At 67.9% G+C, this 16,407-nt stretch carries 5 protein-coding genes and 3 pseudogenes; 4 read left to right on the top strand and 4 right to left on the bottom strand.

Annotated features, from left to right (window positions below):
- Window positions 1-25: 25 nt before the first annotated feature.
- Both Atro_RS14170 and Atro_RS14165 read right to left on the bottom strand, forming a co-directional pair.
- A pseudogene (locus Atro_RS14170) lies at window positions 26-3,023 on the bottom strand (M10 family metallopeptidase C-terminal domain-containing protein).
- Between the two features lie 269 nt (window positions 3,024-3,292).
- Window positions 3,293-5,879, bottom strand: a pseudogene (locus tag Atro_RS14165) (M10 family metallopeptidase C-terminal domain-containing protein).
- Window positions 5,880-6,497: 618 nt separating this feature from the next.
- Between Atro_RS14165 and Atro_RS14160 the strand changes: the two are divergent.
- Window positions 6,498-7,953: pseudogene (locus Atro_RS14160) on the top strand (right-handed parallel beta-helix repeat-containing protein).
- 63 nt (window positions 7,954-8,016) lie between these two features.
- Here Atro_RS14160 and Atro_RS14155 read toward each other — a convergent pair.
- On the bottom strand, window positions 8,017-8,802 hold the full coding sequence (locus Atro_RS14155) for an IclR family transcriptional regulator (protein ID WP_497923239.1): 786 nt from the start codon (window positions 8,800-8,802) through the stop codon (window positions 8,017-8,019).
- 216 nt (window positions 8,803-9,018) lie between these two features.
- Between Atro_RS14155 and Atro_RS14150 the strand changes: the two genes are divergently transcribed.
- The 3 genes from Atro_RS14150 to Atro_RS14140 are packed head-to-tail and all read left to right on the top strand — an operon-like array spanning window position 9,019 to window position 14,846.
- Window positions 9,019-10,173: an efflux RND transporter periplasmic adaptor subunit gene (locus Atro_RS14150; RefSeq protein ID WP_497923238.1), complete on the top strand. Its 1,155-nt coding sequence runs from the start codon at window positions 9,019-9,021 to the stop codon at window positions 10,171-10,173.
- 3 nt (window positions 10,174-10,176) lie between these two features.
- On the top strand, window positions 10,177-13,314 hold the full coding sequence (locus Atro_RS14145) for an efflux RND transporter permease subunit (protein WP_497923236.1): 3,138 nt from the start codon (window positions 10,177-10,179) through the stop codon (window positions 13,312-13,314).
- Window positions 13,311-14,846, top strand: a complete 1,536-nt coding sequence (locus tag Atro_RS14140) for an efflux transporter outer membrane subunit (RefSeq protein ID WP_497923234.1) — start codon at window positions 13,311-13,313, stop codon at window positions 14,844-14,846. The genes Atro_RS14145 and Atro_RS14140 overlap by 4 nt, the downstream gene beginning before the upstream one ends.
- 58 nt (window positions 14,847-14,904) lie before the next feature.
- Here Atro_RS14140 and Atro_RS14135 read toward each other — a convergent pair whose 3' ends face one another.
- Window positions 14,905-16,344, bottom strand: coding sequence for a short-chain fatty acid transporter (locus Atro_RS14135; protein ID WP_497923232.1), 1,440 nt, complete (start codon window positions 16,342-16,344; stop codon window positions 14,905-14,907).
- Window positions 16,345-16,407 lie beyond the last annotated feature (63 nt).

The following is a 16,407-nucleotide window of genomic DNA, read 5'->3' as shown; positions in this document are numbered from 1 at the left end:
GGGGGCGTTGCGCCCCCGCGCCGTCTCAGGCGACCTGATCGGTCTGGCTGGTCGTGGTGCCGACCAGTTCGAGCTCGGTGGTCCCGGCGTCGGCGGTGGCGAAGATGAAGTCGTCCGCACCGAGCTGGCTGGCGTGGTTGCCCTCCAGGGCGATCTCGAAACGGTTGCCTTCGGCGTCGGCGTCGAGGTCCTTGAGGTAGGTCTTGGTGCCGGCATCGTTGAGGACGATCGTCAGGGTGCCGTCGTGCCCCGAGCCCAGGCCGGTGTAGCCGAGCGTCGAGAGATCGATGAGGTCGGCGCCGTGGGTGAAGTCGGCGATGCTGTCGGTGCCGTTCACACCGCTGGTGTAGTTGCGGAAGCTGTCCAGCGTGCCGCTGAAGCGGAACACGTCGTCGCCGCTGCCGCCGGTCAGGGTATCGCGGCCCGCGCCGCCGTCGAGGATGTCGTTGCCGGCCGCGCCGTCCAGTTCGTCCTGGCCGCCCCGCCGAGCAGCTCTTCGGCGGCACTGCCTCCGTACAGGTCGTCGTCGCCTTCGCTGCCGTTCAGCACGGCGCGCCCGTCGAGAATCAGGTTGGACGCGCTCAACCCGCCGAGATTGCCGTCCAGGGCGATCTCGAAGCGCTCGCCCTCGGCGTTCGCCTCGAAGCTCTTCAGGTAGGTGCGGGTGCCGGCGCTGTTCACCTGCACGGCCAGGGTGCCGTTGTAGCCGTCGCCCAGGCCGCTGAAGCCGAGGCCGGAGAGATCGATGCGGTCCGTGGCCAGATCGAAGTCGGTGATCAGGTCGGCATAGCTGCCGCTCGCCGTGCGGTAGCTGTCGGTCAGCTCGCTGAAGCGGAACAGGTCCGCCCCGCCGCCGCCGCTCAGGGTGTCGCGTCCGCCGCCGCCGTGGATGACCTCGTCGGCCGCGGTGCCCGCCAGCGTGTCGTTGCCGGCCGTGCCCTCGAGGGTCTGCGGCCCCTCGGCGGCGGCGAAGACGAACTGCTCGGCGCCGAGCTGGCCCTGGTAGTTGCCGTCCAGGGAGAACTCGAAGCGGTAGCCGCTGGCGCCGGTCTCGTAGCTCTTCAGGTAGGTGCGGTCGCCGGCGTCGTTGAGCACCACGGCGAGGGTGCCGTTGTAGCCGTCGCCCAGGCCGGTGAAGCCAGCGCGGAAACGTCGATCTTGTCTTCGCCCAGGGTGAAGTCGGTGATGCGGTCGCCCTGGTTGTCGAGGGTGTCGTAGTTGCGCTGGCTGTCGGTCAGCGCATCGAAGCGGAACACATCCGCCCCGGCGCCCCCGGTGAGGCTGTCCTGCCCGGCGCCGCCGACCAGGATGTCGTTGCCACCGGCCGCATTGAGGTTGTCTTGACCGGCATAGCCGGCGAGGATCTCCGCGGCCGAGCTGCCGAGCAGCGCGTCGTTGCCGTCGGTGCCGGCCAGGGTGGCGCGCTCGAAGAGCAGGTTGCTGGTGTTGAGCAGACCGGAGAAGTTGCCGTTCAGGGCGATCTCGAAGCGCCGGCCGTCGGCATCCGCCTCGAGGCTCTTCAGGTAGGTGCGGCTGCCGTCGGCGCTGGTCTGCAGCAGCAGGGTGCCGTTGTAGCCGTCGCCCAGGCCGGAGAAGCCCAGGGCGGAGAGATCGATGCGGTCCTGGCCGGCATCGAAGTCGACGAGCAGGTCGTTGAAGCTCGCGCTGTCGGTGCGGTAGCTGTCCTCGCGGGCGGAGAAGCGGAACACGTCGGCGCCCTCGCCGCCGCTCAGGTTGTCGCGCCCGGCGCCACCGTCGAGGATGTCGTCGCCGGCCCCGCCGTTCAGGCGGTCGTTGCCGGCCGCGCCGAGGATCAGCTCGTTGCCGTCGCCGCCGCTCAGCACGTCGTTGCCGTCGCCGCCCGCCAGGGTCTCGCGCTGGCCGCCGCTGGGCAGGTCGGACACCGTCGAGTTGTCGCCGGCAAGCAGCACGGCGTCGCCCAGCACGCCCTCGATGCTGTTGTCGTAGAGGTGGCTGTAGTCGGTGCCGTCGTCGCGCTCCTGGATGCCGTAGGTGGAGTTGGCCGAGCCGCTGATGACGTTGCCTTCGACCCAGGTATTGGTGGTCGCGTAGAAGTTGCCGGAAACCCCGGCGGTATCGTCGTAGGACTGCAGGGTGATTTCCGGGTAGCCGCCGTTCTGCGCGTTGTCGTGAATCTGGTTGTCGAGGATCTGCACGTCCTGGGCGCCGTAGACGCGCACCCCGGAGGAACCGTTGCCGTAGATGTCGGCATTTTGCAGGGTGACGTCGTCGGCCAGCTTGATCAGCACGCCCTCGAGGCCGTTGTCGTAGTAGGAGCCGCCGTCGATCGTGATGTTGTAGGGATGCGGCATGTCGTACGAGCCGCGCTGCACCACCACGCCGGCCCCGCCGTTGCCGTAGGCGACGTTGTTGGTCATGGTCAGGTCGTGGGTGCTGGTGACCACGTTGAAGCCGTGGCGGTCGTTGTTATAGGAAACGTTGTTCTCGAAGGTGCTGTCGATCAGGTAGTCGGCGACGAAGCCGTCGAGGCCGTTGTCGTGGGCCACGCTGTCGCGGATCGTCAGGTTGATGGTCTGCTCGTGGGGGTCGAAGCCGTAGCCGGACATCTCGCGGATTTCCACGCGCTCCAGGGTGACGTTGCTGTCGGCGCCCTCCTGGCCGGGAATGTAGCCGTTGAACCAGCCGTCGACCTTGCCGGTGGTGTTGTCGCGGTTGCCGTCGAGGGTCAGGTCGCTCATGCCGAAGTTGGTGGTCTCCTCGCCGTAGGCCGAGCGGACCATGCCGGTGATCTTCTGGTCCGAGCCGTCGGCCAGCTTGATCACCGTCTCGCCCATCCCGGCGCCGGCCAGGTAGACGTTGCTCTTGAGCATCAGACAGCCGTCGGAGGGCTCCCCGGCGGCGCTGACCCGGTATTCGCCCTCCGGCAGGTAGACGGTGCCGCCGCCCGCCGCATAGGCGGCGTCGATCGCCGCCTGGATGGCAGCCGTATCGTCGGTGACGCCATCGCCCAGTGCCCCATAGTCTTTGACATTGAAGTCCATCTATCCGCTTCCCGATCCAGTGAGGTGCAGCCGAACGCTGCTTGAAGTGGAGAGGAAGAGTCGACCGACTGCCCGAACAAGTCTTTCCCATCTCCCGCTTGAACGCGACAGCCCGGCTCGCGGCCTGCGCTGCCGGCCCGCGGGAGGGCACGGCACGCAGGCGAAACGGCCGAACGCGTAGCTGGGAAATGAGACTGGCGCGCCAGCCGTTAGTTCGCCCGCCCCCGGGCGCAGGCGGGGGCGTCCGGGGGCGGGCTGGCGGGGGTGCGTCAGGCCGCCTGGTCGGTCTGCGCGCTGGGGGTGCCGAGCAGCTCCAGGTCGGCCGCATCGAAGGCGATATTCGCCTCGGAGAGGCTGTCGACGAGGTTGCCGGCCAGGGCGATCTCGAAGTGGTTGCCTGCGGCGTCGGCCTCGCGGTCCTTGAGGTAGGTCCGGGTGCCCTCGGCGTTGGTCAGCAGGATGAGCGTGCCGTCGTGACCGTCGCCCAGGCCGCTGTAGCCGAGGGCGGAAAGGTCGATGATATCGGCGCCCGGGGTGAAGTCGACGATGTAGTCGACCTGGCTGTTGCCGGTGTCGTAGTTGCGGAAGCTGTCCTGGCGGTCGCTGAAGCGGAAGATGTCCGCCCCGCTGCCGCCGGTCAGGCTGTCGCGCCCGGCGCCGCCGTCGAGCAGGTCGTCGCCATCGCCCCCGTCGAGGACATCGCGCCCCTCGCCACCGATCAGCTCCTCGTCCAGGCGGCTGCCGGAGAGCGAATCGCTGCCGCTGGTGCCTTTCAAGGCCAGACGCTCGAAGATCAGCTGCGTCTCGCTCAGGCCGGAAAGGTCTCCCTCCAAGGCGATCTCGAAACGGCGGCCGTCGGCATCCTCGTCGAAGTTCTTGAGATAGGTATGGGTGCCTTCGCTGTTGGTCCACAGCAGCAGGGTACCGTTGTGGCCGTCGCCCAGGCCGGTGAAGCCCAGCCCGGAAAGGTCGATCCGGTCCTCGCGCAGATCGAAGTCGGTGATGAAGTCGGAGAAGTTGTCGCCCGACTCCTGGTAGCTGTCGGTCACGGCATCGAAGCTGAACACGTCCGCCCCCTCGCCGCCGGTGAGCTGGTCGCGCCCCTGGCCGCCGACCAGGATGTCGGCGCCGGCGTCGCCGTTCAGCAGGTCGTTGCCCACGCCGCCGGCGAGGCTGTCGTTGCCGCCGCCGCCGGCGAGGCTGTCCGCCGTCGATTTGCCGAGCAGGGTGTCGTCCGCCTCGCTGCCGCTGACGGTCTTGCGCTCGAAGAGCAGGTTGCTGTCGTCGAGCCGACCGACGAAGTCGCCGCTCAAGGTCAGCGAGAAGTAGCGGCCGTTGGCGTCCGCTTCGTAGCTCTTCAGGTAGGTACGGCTGCCGTCGCTGTTGCTCACCACGGCCAGGGTGCCGTTGTGGCCGTCGCCCAGGCCGGTGAACCCGAGTCCGGCGAGGTCGATGCGGTCCTGCTCGGCATCGAAGTCGAGGATCAGGTCGGCGATATTGCTGCTGGCGGTGTAATAGCTGTCCTTGACCGCCGTGAAGCGGAAGATATCGGCACCCTCACCGCCGCTCAGGCGGTCGCTGCCGGCACCGCCCTCGAGGATGTCGTTGCCGGCATCCCGGCCATGAGGTCGGCACCGCTTCCCCCGAGCATCAGATCGGCGACCGACGTGCCGAGCAGTAGATCGCTGCCGGCGCTGCCATCGATCATCTGGTACTCGACACCGGCCAGCCCGGAAAAGGTCGAACCCGCGCCGGAGAGCCAGACGATCCCGCGCTGCGTACCGCTGATGCTGTTGTCGCTGACGGTGCTGTGGTCGGTGCCGTCGGCGCGCTCCAGCACGCCGAAGGTGGAGTTGTCCGAACCGACGATGGTGTTGCCCTGCACCGTGACGTTCTGCGTCTCGTAGTAGTTACCGGACGCCCCGGCGGTGTCATCGTAGGCATCCAGGAGGATTTCCGCGTTGATGCCGTTCTGCGCGTTGTCGTGGATGTAGTTGTCGAGAATCTGCACGTTCTCGGCGCCCTGCACGCGCACGCCCGCCTCGCCGTTGCCGTAGATCTCGGCGCCCTGCAGGGTGACGTCGGTGCTCATCTTGATCAGCACGCCCTCCATGCCATTGTCGTAGAAGGAGCCGCCCTCGACCTGGATGTTGTAGGGCAGCGCCCGGTCTTCCGAGTTGCGCTGGATGACCAGGCCGTTGGCGCCGTTGCCGTAGGCCACGTTGTTGCGGAACACGATGTCGTGGCTGCTGGTGGTGATGTTGAAGCCGTGGCGGCCGTTGTTGTACGAGACGTTGTTCTCGAAGGTGCTGTCGATCTGGAAGTCGCCGACGAAGCCGTCCTTGCCGTTGTCGTGGGCGACGCTGTCGCGGATCGTCAGGTTGACGGTCTGCTCGTGGGATCGAAGGCATAGCGCGACACCTCGCGGATCTCCACCCGCTCGACGGTGACGTTGTAGTCGGCGCCGTCCTCCTCGGGAATGTAGCCGGTATAGAAGCCGTCGACCTCGCCCGAGGTGTTGTCCTGATTGCCGTCGATGGTCAGGTCGCTGATGCCGTAGTCGTGCGTTTCCTCACCGTTGGCCGAGCGGATGATGCCGGTGAGCTTCTGGTCCCATCCGTCGACCAGCTTGATCACCGTCTCGCCCATCCCGGCGCCGACCATGTAAACGTTGCTCTTGATGATCAGGGCACCGTCGGAGGCCTCGTCGCCGCCGCTGACCCGATACTCGCCTTCCGGCAGGTAAACCGTCCCGCCGCCGGCCTTGTAAGCGGCGTCTATCGCCGCCTGGATGGCATCCGTGTCATCCGTTTTTCCATCTCCTTTTGCACCAAAATCCTTGACATTGAATTCCATCTACTTCGCTTCCGTATACCAATTGCGCAGTCGAGCGCTTTTGAGGGAAGTGAGACGAGGGAGATGCCGACTGCCCGAACAAGCATTCCCTGCCTCTGGCATCGTCGCGACTACTCGACCCTGCGCCCGAAGCACGTCCGAGCGCTCCCTGAATGGGCATGGGAAAACGCTCGACGGAAAGGCCGACGCGGTGCCGTTCGCCTAGACTGACGAACTGATTTTTAGTTCTTTATGGAATTATGAATTTATTTTTAATAATTGACATGCGTCACAAAAACGCACGCCAGAACCCACCCCAATCGCCCGCCAGGCCTTGCCCCATCAGCGTTTCGGCACGTTCGTACCGATAAAAACCATCCGCTCTGCTTTCCCAGGGGGCAGGTGCCGTTCATCGATTGCTCGCGAACTAATGATTGGCACGCCAGTCCCACCCCCGGCACCGCGTCGGCCTTTCCGTCGGCGTTTTCCCATGCCCATTCAGGGAGCGCCCGGAGGCGCCTCGGGCGCAGAGGTCGAACAGTCGCGACGATGCCGGGGCGGGAAAGGCCGGCCGGCGTTTCCCGCCTCGACTCCTTCAAACCGCGCTCGGCTGCGCATTCAGCATACGGAAGCGAGTAGATGGATTTCGATGTCAAGGATTTCGGAGCAAAGGGTGATGGCAAGACCGACGATACGGACGCCATCCAGGCGGCGATAGACGCCGCCTACGAAGCAGGAGGCGGCACCGTTCGCCTGTCGGCCGGCGAATACCGGGTCAGCGGCGGCGACGAGGCCTCCGACGGCGCGCTGATGATCAAGAGCAATGTGCACATAGACGGCGCCGGGATGGGCGAGACGGTGATCAAGCTGGTCGACGGCTGGGATCACAAACTGACCGGGATCATCCGCTCGAAGAATGGCGAGAAGACCCACGACTACGGCATCAGCGACCTGACCATCGACGGCAACCAGGACAACACCTCGGGCGAGGTCGACGGCTTCTATACCGGCTACATTCCCCGCGAGGAGGGTGCCGACTACAACATCACGGCCGAGCGGGTGGAGATCCGCGAGGTGTCGCGCTACGGCTTCGACCCCACGAGCAGACCGTCAACCTGACGATCCGCGACAGCGTCGCCCACGACAACGGCAAGGACGGCTTCGTCGGCGACTTCCAGATCGACAGCACCTTCGAGAACAACGTCTCGTACAACAACGGCCGCCACGGCTTCAACATGGTCACCAGCAGCCACGACATCCTCCTGCGCGACAACGTCGCCTACGGCAACGGCGCCAACGGCCTGGTGGTCCAGCGCGGCTCGGAAGACATCGCCCACCCCTACAACATCCAGATCGAGGGCGGCTCCTACCACGACAACGGCGAAGAGGGCGTACTGATCAAGATGACCAGCAACGCCAGCCTGCAAGGCGCCGAGATCTACGGCAACGACGCGGCCGGGGTGCGCGTGCGCGGCGTCGACGGCGTGCAACTCCTCGACAACGACATCCATGACAATGCCCAGGGCGGCGGCAAGGCGGAAATCGTCCTGGAAGACTACGACGACCGCGACGGGGTGTCCGGCAACTACTACGAGACGCTGAACGCCACGGTGCAGGGCAACCGCGTCGACGGCGCGGCACAGCTGCTCAGCAGCGAGGGGCGCGACCTGCTCGACGGCGCGGCGGGCAACGACCTGCTCGACGGCGGCGCCGGCCGCGACACCCTGAGCGGCGGTGGCGGTGCCGACACCTTCCGCTTCGCCGAGCGCCAGGACAGCTTCCGCAACTACGAGGGCGACACCAGCCGGGTCGACGACATCGTCGACTTCACCCGGGCGCCGACCTCATCGATCTCTCCGGGCTCGGCTACCGCGGCCTGGGCGACGGCTACAACGGCACCCTCGCCCTGCTGCTGAACGAGGACGGCACCAAGACCTACCTCAAGGACCGCCAGGCCGACGCCGAGGGCAACCACTTCGAGATCGCCCTGGACGGCAACTTCGTCGACAGCCTTGCCGCGACCGACATCGCCTTCGACGCCACCCAGCTCGACCTGCTCGGCACCACCGACCTGCAGACCGACCAGGCGGCCTGAGCCGCCGGCCTCCTGCCCGGCCCCGCGCAACCCCTGCACGCGCGGGCCGGGCTCTGCCGCCGCTCAGCGCCGGCAGGCGGCGCGACCGATCGCCCGTTCGATGTCGCGCTTGCAGGCCAACAGGGCCTCGCGGATCGCCTCGACGTGCCGGGCGGCGCGCGCGGAGGGCAGCACCACGGAGATCGCGTAGCGGCCCAGGTAGGTGTCCAGGGACACCGAACCGGCGCTGATGCCTTCGCTGCACTCCTCGTGGTCGAAGGTGAAGCCGCTCTTGCGGATCTCCGCCAGCTCGGCCAGCAGGGCCGGCAGGTCGCGGGTGTGGGCGGTCATCTGCGGCAGCGGATCGGGCAACAGCGCACGCACCTCGGCGTCGCCGAGGCCGGCCAGCAGCACCTTGCCGGCCGAGGTCGAATGCATGGGCGCGAAGGCGCCGATGGGAAAGACCACGCGCAGGTCGCGCTCGGCGACGATGCGGTCGATCACCTGGATCTTCTCGCCGGCCGGCTTGGCCAGCGCCACCGACTCCTGCAGCCGGTTGGACAGGCATTCCAGGTAGGGCCGCACCAGGGAAATGATGTCGGTCTGGGTCTGGTAGACCAGCTGGCCCACTGCCGCGCCCAGGCGGAAGCCGCCGCTGGGGCCCATGGCCTCGACCAGATACTCGGCCTCCAGCGCGCAGACGATGCGCTGCACGGTGGAGCGCGGCAGCTTCACCGCCTGGGCGATGGCCGCCAAACTGAGGCCCTGGGGATGCTCGCTCAGGGTTCGCATGATCGCCGCGGCACGGGCGATCACCTGGATGCCCCCGGCCTTGCTCTCTTCGCCGATTTCCGGCGCTTCTCTGCTCATCACGGGCTACTCGTCACAATCGTCGCGGGCTTCTTGCCCATCTCATCGGCACGGAACGCCCGTGCCGCCCTCTTCCCGGTCCCAGCCGGCATTTTCTTCACCGTCACAGCTTTTTACGAATCCGGCATTGCCCAGCGGAAACCACATAATGGTACACTGAACCACGATTCGATACACTCACCCCCGAATTCTTCTCGATCGCCAGGAGACCGCCCCGTGAAACGCAGAGCTCCGTTCCCCTTCATCCACAGCCTGCCGCTGGCCGCAATCCTGCTGCTGGCGGCGTGCAAGGAGGCCGGGCAGGCGGCCGCCCCCGTCGCGCCGCCACCTGCGGAGGTCGGCGTGTACACCGTGCAGGCGCAGCCCCTGACCCTGACCACCGACCTGCCGGGCCGCACCTCGGCCTTCCGCGTCGCCGAGGTGCGCCCGCAGGTCGGCGGCATCCTCCAGGAACGCCTGTTCACCGAGGGCACCGAGGTGAAGAAGGGCCAGCCGCTGTACCAGATCGACCCGCGCACCTACGAGGCGGAACTGGCCCGCGGCGAGGCCAACCTGGCCAACGCCGAGAACCTCGCCCGGCGCTACGAGCGCCTGCTGCAGACCAGCGCGGTCAGCCGCCAGCAGTACGACGACGCCATCTCCGCCCTGAAACAGGCCCAGGCCGAGGTGCGGGTCCGGCGCATCGACGTGCAGTACACCAAGGTACTGGCGCCGATCAGCGGCCGCATCGGCCGCTCCACCATCACCGAGGGCGCGCTGGTCACCACCGGCCAGACCCAGGCGCTGGCCACGGTGCACCAGCTCGACCCGATCTACGTCGACGTCACCCAGCCGATCGTCCGCCTGCTCGAGCTGCGCAGCGCCCTGGAATCCGGTCGCCTGCAGAGCGCCGGCAAGGACCAGGCCGAGGTCAGCCTGACCCTGGAGGACGGCAGCGTCTATCCGCTGACCGGCACCCTGAAGTTCTCCGAGGTCAACGTCGACCAGGGCACCGGCTCGGTGACCCTGCGCGCGGTGTTCCCCAACCCCGAGCGCAAGCTGCTGCCCGGCATGTTCGTCCACGCCCAGCTCAAGGAAGGCGTGCAGCAGGACGCCATCCTGGTCCCGCAGCAGGCGATCATCCGCGATGTCCGCGGCGTCGCCACCGCCTGGGTGGTCAAGCCGGACAACAGCGTCGAGCTGCGCGAAGTCGAGGCGCTGCGCACCGTGGGCAACGCCTGGCTGATCGGCAAGGGCCTGGCCAACGGCGAACGGGTGGTCGTCGAGGGCACCCAGCGGGTGCGCAGCGGAAGCACCATCAAGCCGGTCGAGGCCGGCAACGTCAGCCTGGTCGCCGACTTCGCCCCCGGCACCGGCCAAGGGGGACGCTGAACCATGTCGCGCTTTTTCATCGACCGGCCGATCTTCGCCTGGGTGATCGCCCTGGTGATCATGCTCGGCGGCGCCCTGGCCATCCTCAAGCTGCCGATCACCCAGTACCCGAACATCGCCCCGCCGGCGATCCAGATCAGCGTCACCTACCCCGGCGCCTCGGCGCAGACGGTGCAGGACACCGTGGTGCAGGTGATCGAGCAGCAGCTCAACGGCCTCGACGGCCTGCGCTACATTTCCTCGGTCAGCAATGCTGACGGCAGTCTGCAGATCACCGTGACCTTCGAGCAGGGCATCAATCCCGACATCGCCCAGGTCCAGGTGCAGAACAAGCTGCAGCTGGCCACGCCGATGCTGCCCGAGGAAGTGCAGCGCCAGGGCATCCGGGTGGTGAAGTACCAGGTCAACTTCATGATGATCCTCGGCCTGGTGTCCACCGACGGGCGCATGACCGGCTTCGACATGGGCAACTACATCGTCTCCAACCTGCAGGACCCGATCTCGCGGACCAAGGGGGTCGGCGACTTCCAGGTGTTCGGCTCGCAGTACGCGATGCGCATCTGGCTCGACCCGGAGAAGCTCAACAGCTACCAGCTCACCCCGCAGGACGTGGTCGACGCGGTCGGCGCGCAGAACGTGCAGGTGTCTTCCGGCCAGCTCGGCGGCCTGCCGGCCAGCAGGGGCGTGCAACTCAACGCCACGGTGGTCGGCAAGACGCGCATGCGCAGCGCCGACGAGTTCAAGGAAATCCTCCTCAAGGTCAACCGCGACGGCTCGCAGATCCGCCTCAAGCACGTCGCCGAGGTCGGCCTGAGCGCCGAGAACTTCTCGATCGCCTCCCGGTTCAACGGCATGCCGGCGGCCGGCATGGCCCTGCGCCTGGCGCCCGGCGCCAACCTGCTGGAGAGCGTGGCGGCGGTGCGCGAGACGGTGGACAACCTCAAGCCCTACCTGCCCGAAGGCGTCGAGGTGGTCTACCCCTACGAGACCGCGCCGATGGTCTCCGCCTCCATCGAGGCGGTGGTGCACACCCTGTTCGAGGCCATCGTGCTGGTCTTTCTGGTGATGTACCTGTTCCTGCAGAACTTCCGCGCCACCCTGATCCCCACCCTGGCGGTGCCGGTGGTACTGCTGGCCACCTTCGGCGTGCTGTTCGCCTGCGGCTTCACCATCAACGTCATGACCATGTTCGCCATGGTGCTGGCCATCGGCCTGTTGGTCGACGACGCCATCGTGGTGGTGGAAAACGTCGAGCGGATCATGGTCGAAGAAGGCCTGTCGCCGCGGGAGGCGACGCGCAAGTCGATGGGGCAGATCTCCGGCGCGCTGGTCGGCATCGCCCTGGTGATCTCCGCGGTGTTCCTGCCGATGGCCTTCTTCGGCGGCTCCGCCGGGGTCATCTACCGGCAGTTCGCCATAACCATCATCTCGGCGATGTCCTTCTCGGTGCTGATCGCGCTGATCTTCACCCCGGCGCTCTGCGCCACCTTGCTCAAGCCGGTGGCCAAGGGCGAGCACCACGAGAAGCGCGGCTTCTTCGGCTGGTTCAACCGCACCTTCGAGCGCGGCGCCGACGGCTACCAGCGCGGCGTGGGCGGCATCATCCAGCGGCGTTGGCGCTTCATGCTGATCTATGTGCTGCTGATCGGCGGCGTGGCCTTCCTGTTCCAGAAGCTGCCCGGCTCCTTCCTGCCCAACGAGGACCAGGGCACGCTGTTCGTGCAGGTGCAGCTGCCGCCGAACTCCAGCGCCGAGCGTACCGAGGCGGTGCTGGCCGAGGCGCGCGACTACCTGCTCGACGAGGAAGGCGCCACCGTGGCCTCGGCGTTCACCGTCAACGGCTTCAATTTCGCCGGTCGCGGGCAGAGCTCGGGCCTGTTGTTCGTCAGCCTGAAGCCCTTCAGCGAGCGCCCCAACCCCGGCCAGGACGTCTTCGCCCTGGCCCAGCGCGCATCGGCGCGCTTCGCCAGGATCAAGGACGCCATGGTGATTGCCGTGGTGCCGCCGGCGGTGCGCGAGATGGGTAACGCCACCGGCTTCGACATCTTCCTGCAGGACTACGCCGGCCTCGGCCACGAGGCGCTGATGGCGGCGCGCAACCAGTTCCTCGGACTGGCCGCCCGCGAGCCGCTGCTGACCATGGTGCGGCCGAACGGCAAGGACGACGAGGCGCAGTACCAGGTGACCATCGACGACGAGAAGGCCCGCGCGCTGCAGGTGTCGATCGAGGAAATCAACAACACCATGTCGGTGGCCTGGGGTTCGTCCTACGTCAACGACTTCGTCGACCGCGGCCGGGTCAAGCGGGTCTACGTCCAGGGCAGGCAGGACGCGCGCCTGGCCCCGGAGGACTTCGACAAGTGGTACGTGCGCAACGCCGAAGGCCAGATGGTGCCCTTCTCGGCCTTCGCCAGCGGCCAGTGGATCTACGGCTCGCCCAAGCTGGAGCGCTACAACGGCATCCCCTCGGTGGAGATCCTCGGCCAGCCGGCCGCCGGCTACAGCACCGGCGACGCCATGGCGGTGGTGAACCGCCTCGCCGCCCAGCTGCCGCCGGGCATCGGCATCGCCTATACCGGCCTGTCCTACGAGGAGCGCGCCGCCGGCTCGCAGGCGCCGGCGCTCTACGCGCTGTCGCTGCTGATCGTGTTCCTCTGCCTGGCGGCGCTGTACGAAAGCTGGTCGGTGCCCTTCTCGGTGATGCTGGTGGTGCCGCTCGGGGTGCTCGGCGCGGTAGCCGCCACGCTGTTGCGCGGGCTGTCCAACGACGTGTTCTTCCAGGTCGGCATGCTCACCACCATGGGCCTCGCGGCGAAGAACGCGATCCTCATCGTCGAGTTCGCCAAGGACCTCCACGAGCAGCAGGGCCGCCCCCTGCTGCAGGCCGCCAGCGAAGCCGCGCGCCTGCGCCTGCGGCCGATCATCATGACCTCGATCGCCTTCGCCCTCGGCGTGCTGCCGCTGGCCATCGCCACCGGCCCCGGCAGCGGCAGCCAGCACTCGATCGGCACCGGTGTGCTCGGCGGCACCCTGGCGGCGACCTTCTTGGCTATCTTCTTCGTACCGCTGTTCTACGTCACGGTGGTCGGGCTGTTCCAACGGAAAGAGAAAACCGCCGAAACCGAAGGAGTGACGGCATGAGACACCGATACCTGAGTCTGGCGGTGGCCTGCGCCCTGGCGCTGCCGGGCTGCAGCCTGATCCCCGACTACCTGCGCCCGGAAGCGCCGGTCGACGCCGCCTGGCCGCAGGGCGCCGCCTACGCGCCGGAACAGCCGGCGACCGGCCCGGCCGCGGACCTGGGCTGGGAGGCGTTCTTCCGCGACCCGGCGCTCCAGCGGATGGTCGAACTGGCCGTGGACAACAACCGCAACCTGCGCCAGGCGGTGCTCAACGTGGAAGCCTACCGGGCGCTGTACCGCGTGCAGCGCTCCGACCTGTTCCCGAAGATCGGCGTGGAAGGCACCCAGAGCCGCCAGCGCTGGCCGGCCGACTACCGCAGCGGCGGCGGCGGCGGCTCCGGGGGGAGCGGCAGCGGCAGCGGCGGCGGCCAATCGGGTAGCGGCACGAGCACCGCCACCGAGGCCAAGGCCTTCATCCAGACCCACCATTCGGTGACGCTCGGCACCAGCTCCTGGGAAATCGACGTGTTCGGGCGCATCCGCAGCCTCACCGAGCAGACCCAGGAGGACTACCTGGCCACCGAGGAAGACCGGCGCAACGTGCACATCGCCCTGGTCGGCGACGTGGCCACCGCCTACTTCGCCTGGCGCACCGACCAGGCCCAGCTCAAGCTGACCGAATCGACCCTGGCCAGCTACGAGGAGAGCCTGAAACTGATCGAGGCCAGCGAGGAAGTCGGCGTCGCCTCGCAGCTCGACGTGCGCCAGGCGCACACCCTGGTCGACCAGGCGCGCGCGCAGAAGGCGCTCTACACCCGGCAGATCGCCGAGGACGTCAACGCCCTGCAGCTGCTGATCGGCGGCCCCTTCCCGACCGACCTGCCGGCCGGCCTCGACGTCAACGACGCGATGCTCGCCGGCTTCCCCGCCGGGTTGCCTTCCGACCTGCTGCTGCGCCGGCCGGACATCCTCGCCGCCGAGCACCGCCTGCTGGCCGCCAACGCCAGCATCGGCGCGGCGCGCGCGGCGTTCTTCCCGAACATCACCCTGACCGCCCGGGCGGGCACCGCCAGCCGCGAGCTGTCCGGCCTGTTCGACGCCGGCTCGGGCACCTGGAGCGCCGTGCCGACGATCAACATCCCGATCTTCACCTTCGGCGAGCTCAAGGGGAACCTGGAATACGCCAAGCTGCAGAAGGAAATCAACGTCGCCGCCTACGAGTACAGCATCCAGACCGCCTTCCGCGAGGTCGCCGACGGCCTGGCCGCGCGCGGCACCTACGACGACCAGCTCAAGGCCCAGGGCGACCTGGTCGACAACAACCAGGCCTACTACGAGCTGGCCCGCCAGCGCTACGACGAGGGCGTCGACAACTACCTGACGGTGCTCGACGCGCAGCGCGAACTCTTCGCCGCCCAGCAGCAGCTGCTCAACGACCGCCTGCAGCAGCTGAACGGCGAAGTCGGCCTGTACAAGGCGCTCGGCGGCGGCTGGGAACGCAGCAGCGTCGCCGGCGCGAGCGAGACGACGGCGGCGGCCGGCACCCCCTGACCGCCCCAACGCGAACGGGCCACGCAAGGTGGCCCGTTCTTGTCGGCGCAGCCTCCCGTCAGGGCATCAGCGGCGGCCGGTACTCCAGCGTGGTCCCCAGCGCCCAGAGCAGCACCAGCACCAGCGGTGTGTGCACCAGCAACTGGACGAAGGAAAAGCCGATCACGTCGCGCGCCTTCAGCCCCAGCACGCCGAGCAGCGGCAGCATGTAGAACGGGTTGATCAGGTTGGGCAGCGCCTCGGCGGCGTTGTAGATCTGCACCGCCCAGCCCAGGTGGTATTGCAGCTCGTTGGCGACCTGCATCACGTAGGGCGCCTCGATGATCCACTTGCCGCCCCCCGACGGGATGAAGAAGCCGAGCACGGCCGAGTACAGCCCGATCAGCAGGGCATAGGTGTCGTGCGAGGCGACCTGCACGAAGAGCGTGGAGATGTGGTGGGTGAGGGTCTGGCCGTCGTCGCCGGCGACCTTGGTCATGATCGCGGCGATCGAGCCGTACAGCGGGAACTGGATCAGCACCCCGGCGGTGGCCGGCACCGCCCGCGCCACCGCGTCGAGGAAGCTGCGCGGCCGCCAGTGGAGCAGCGCGCCGAGCATCAGGAACAGCAGGTTGTAGGTGTTGAGCCCGGAAATCGCCTCGATGGCCGGCTTGCTGGCGAACTCCTGGGCCAGCCAGCCGGCGGCGAGCAGCACCAGCAGGACGATCAGCAGCGGGCTGTATTCCAGCCACTCGCCGGGCCGCGTGCGCTGCGCCGGCGGCGGCGGCGCGAAGCCCGGGTCGATCCCGCAGGCCTGGGCGGTGCGCGCGCTGGCGGCGCCCGGCGCGGTGACGTAGGCGATCAGCAGCGACACCAGCACCAGCGCCACCAGCAGCACGCCGGACTGCCAGAGGAAGATGGTCTCGGTGAAGGGAATCACCCCGGTGATCGACAGGATCGACGGCGGCAGGCTGCCCGGGTTCGCCTGCAGCTGCGCCGCCGAGGACGACAGGCCGAGCGCCCACACCGCGCCCAGGCCCAGATAGGCGGCGGCGCCGGCGGCCCGGTAGTCCATGCGCAGTTCCTCGCGGCGCGCCAGCGCGCGCACCAGCAAGCCGCCGAACACCAGGCTCAGGCCCCAGTTCAGCAGCGAGGCGAGCATCGAGATCAGCGCCACCCAGCAGACCGCCGAGCGGCCGTTCCGCGGCATCGCCGCGAGCCGGTCGATCAGCCGGGAGGCCGGCGGCGAGCTGGCGACCACGTAGCCGCCGATGACCACGAAGGCCATTTGCATGGTGAACGGGATCAGGCTCCAGAACCCGTCGCCGAAGGCCTTGGCGGTCACGGCCGGGCGCGCGCCCATGGCCAGCGCCGCCAGCGCGACGACGACCACCGCCAGCACGGCGAACACCCAGGAATCGGGGAACCAGCGTTCGGCCCAGTTCGAACAGCGGATGGCGAAACGGGCATAGCGACTGTCTTCTTCGATATAGCGACTGTCTTCGGCATAGGTAGCCATCGCGATCTTCCTTGTCGGTTGTTGTTGTTCTCCAGCAGCCGTCGCCGGCCGTCTTTTCCGACG

The organism is Azotobacter tropicalis (genome assembly GCF_059739045.1).
Note: the sequence above shows the minus strand (reverse complement) of the source record. Positions and strands in the feature narration are given on the sequence as shown.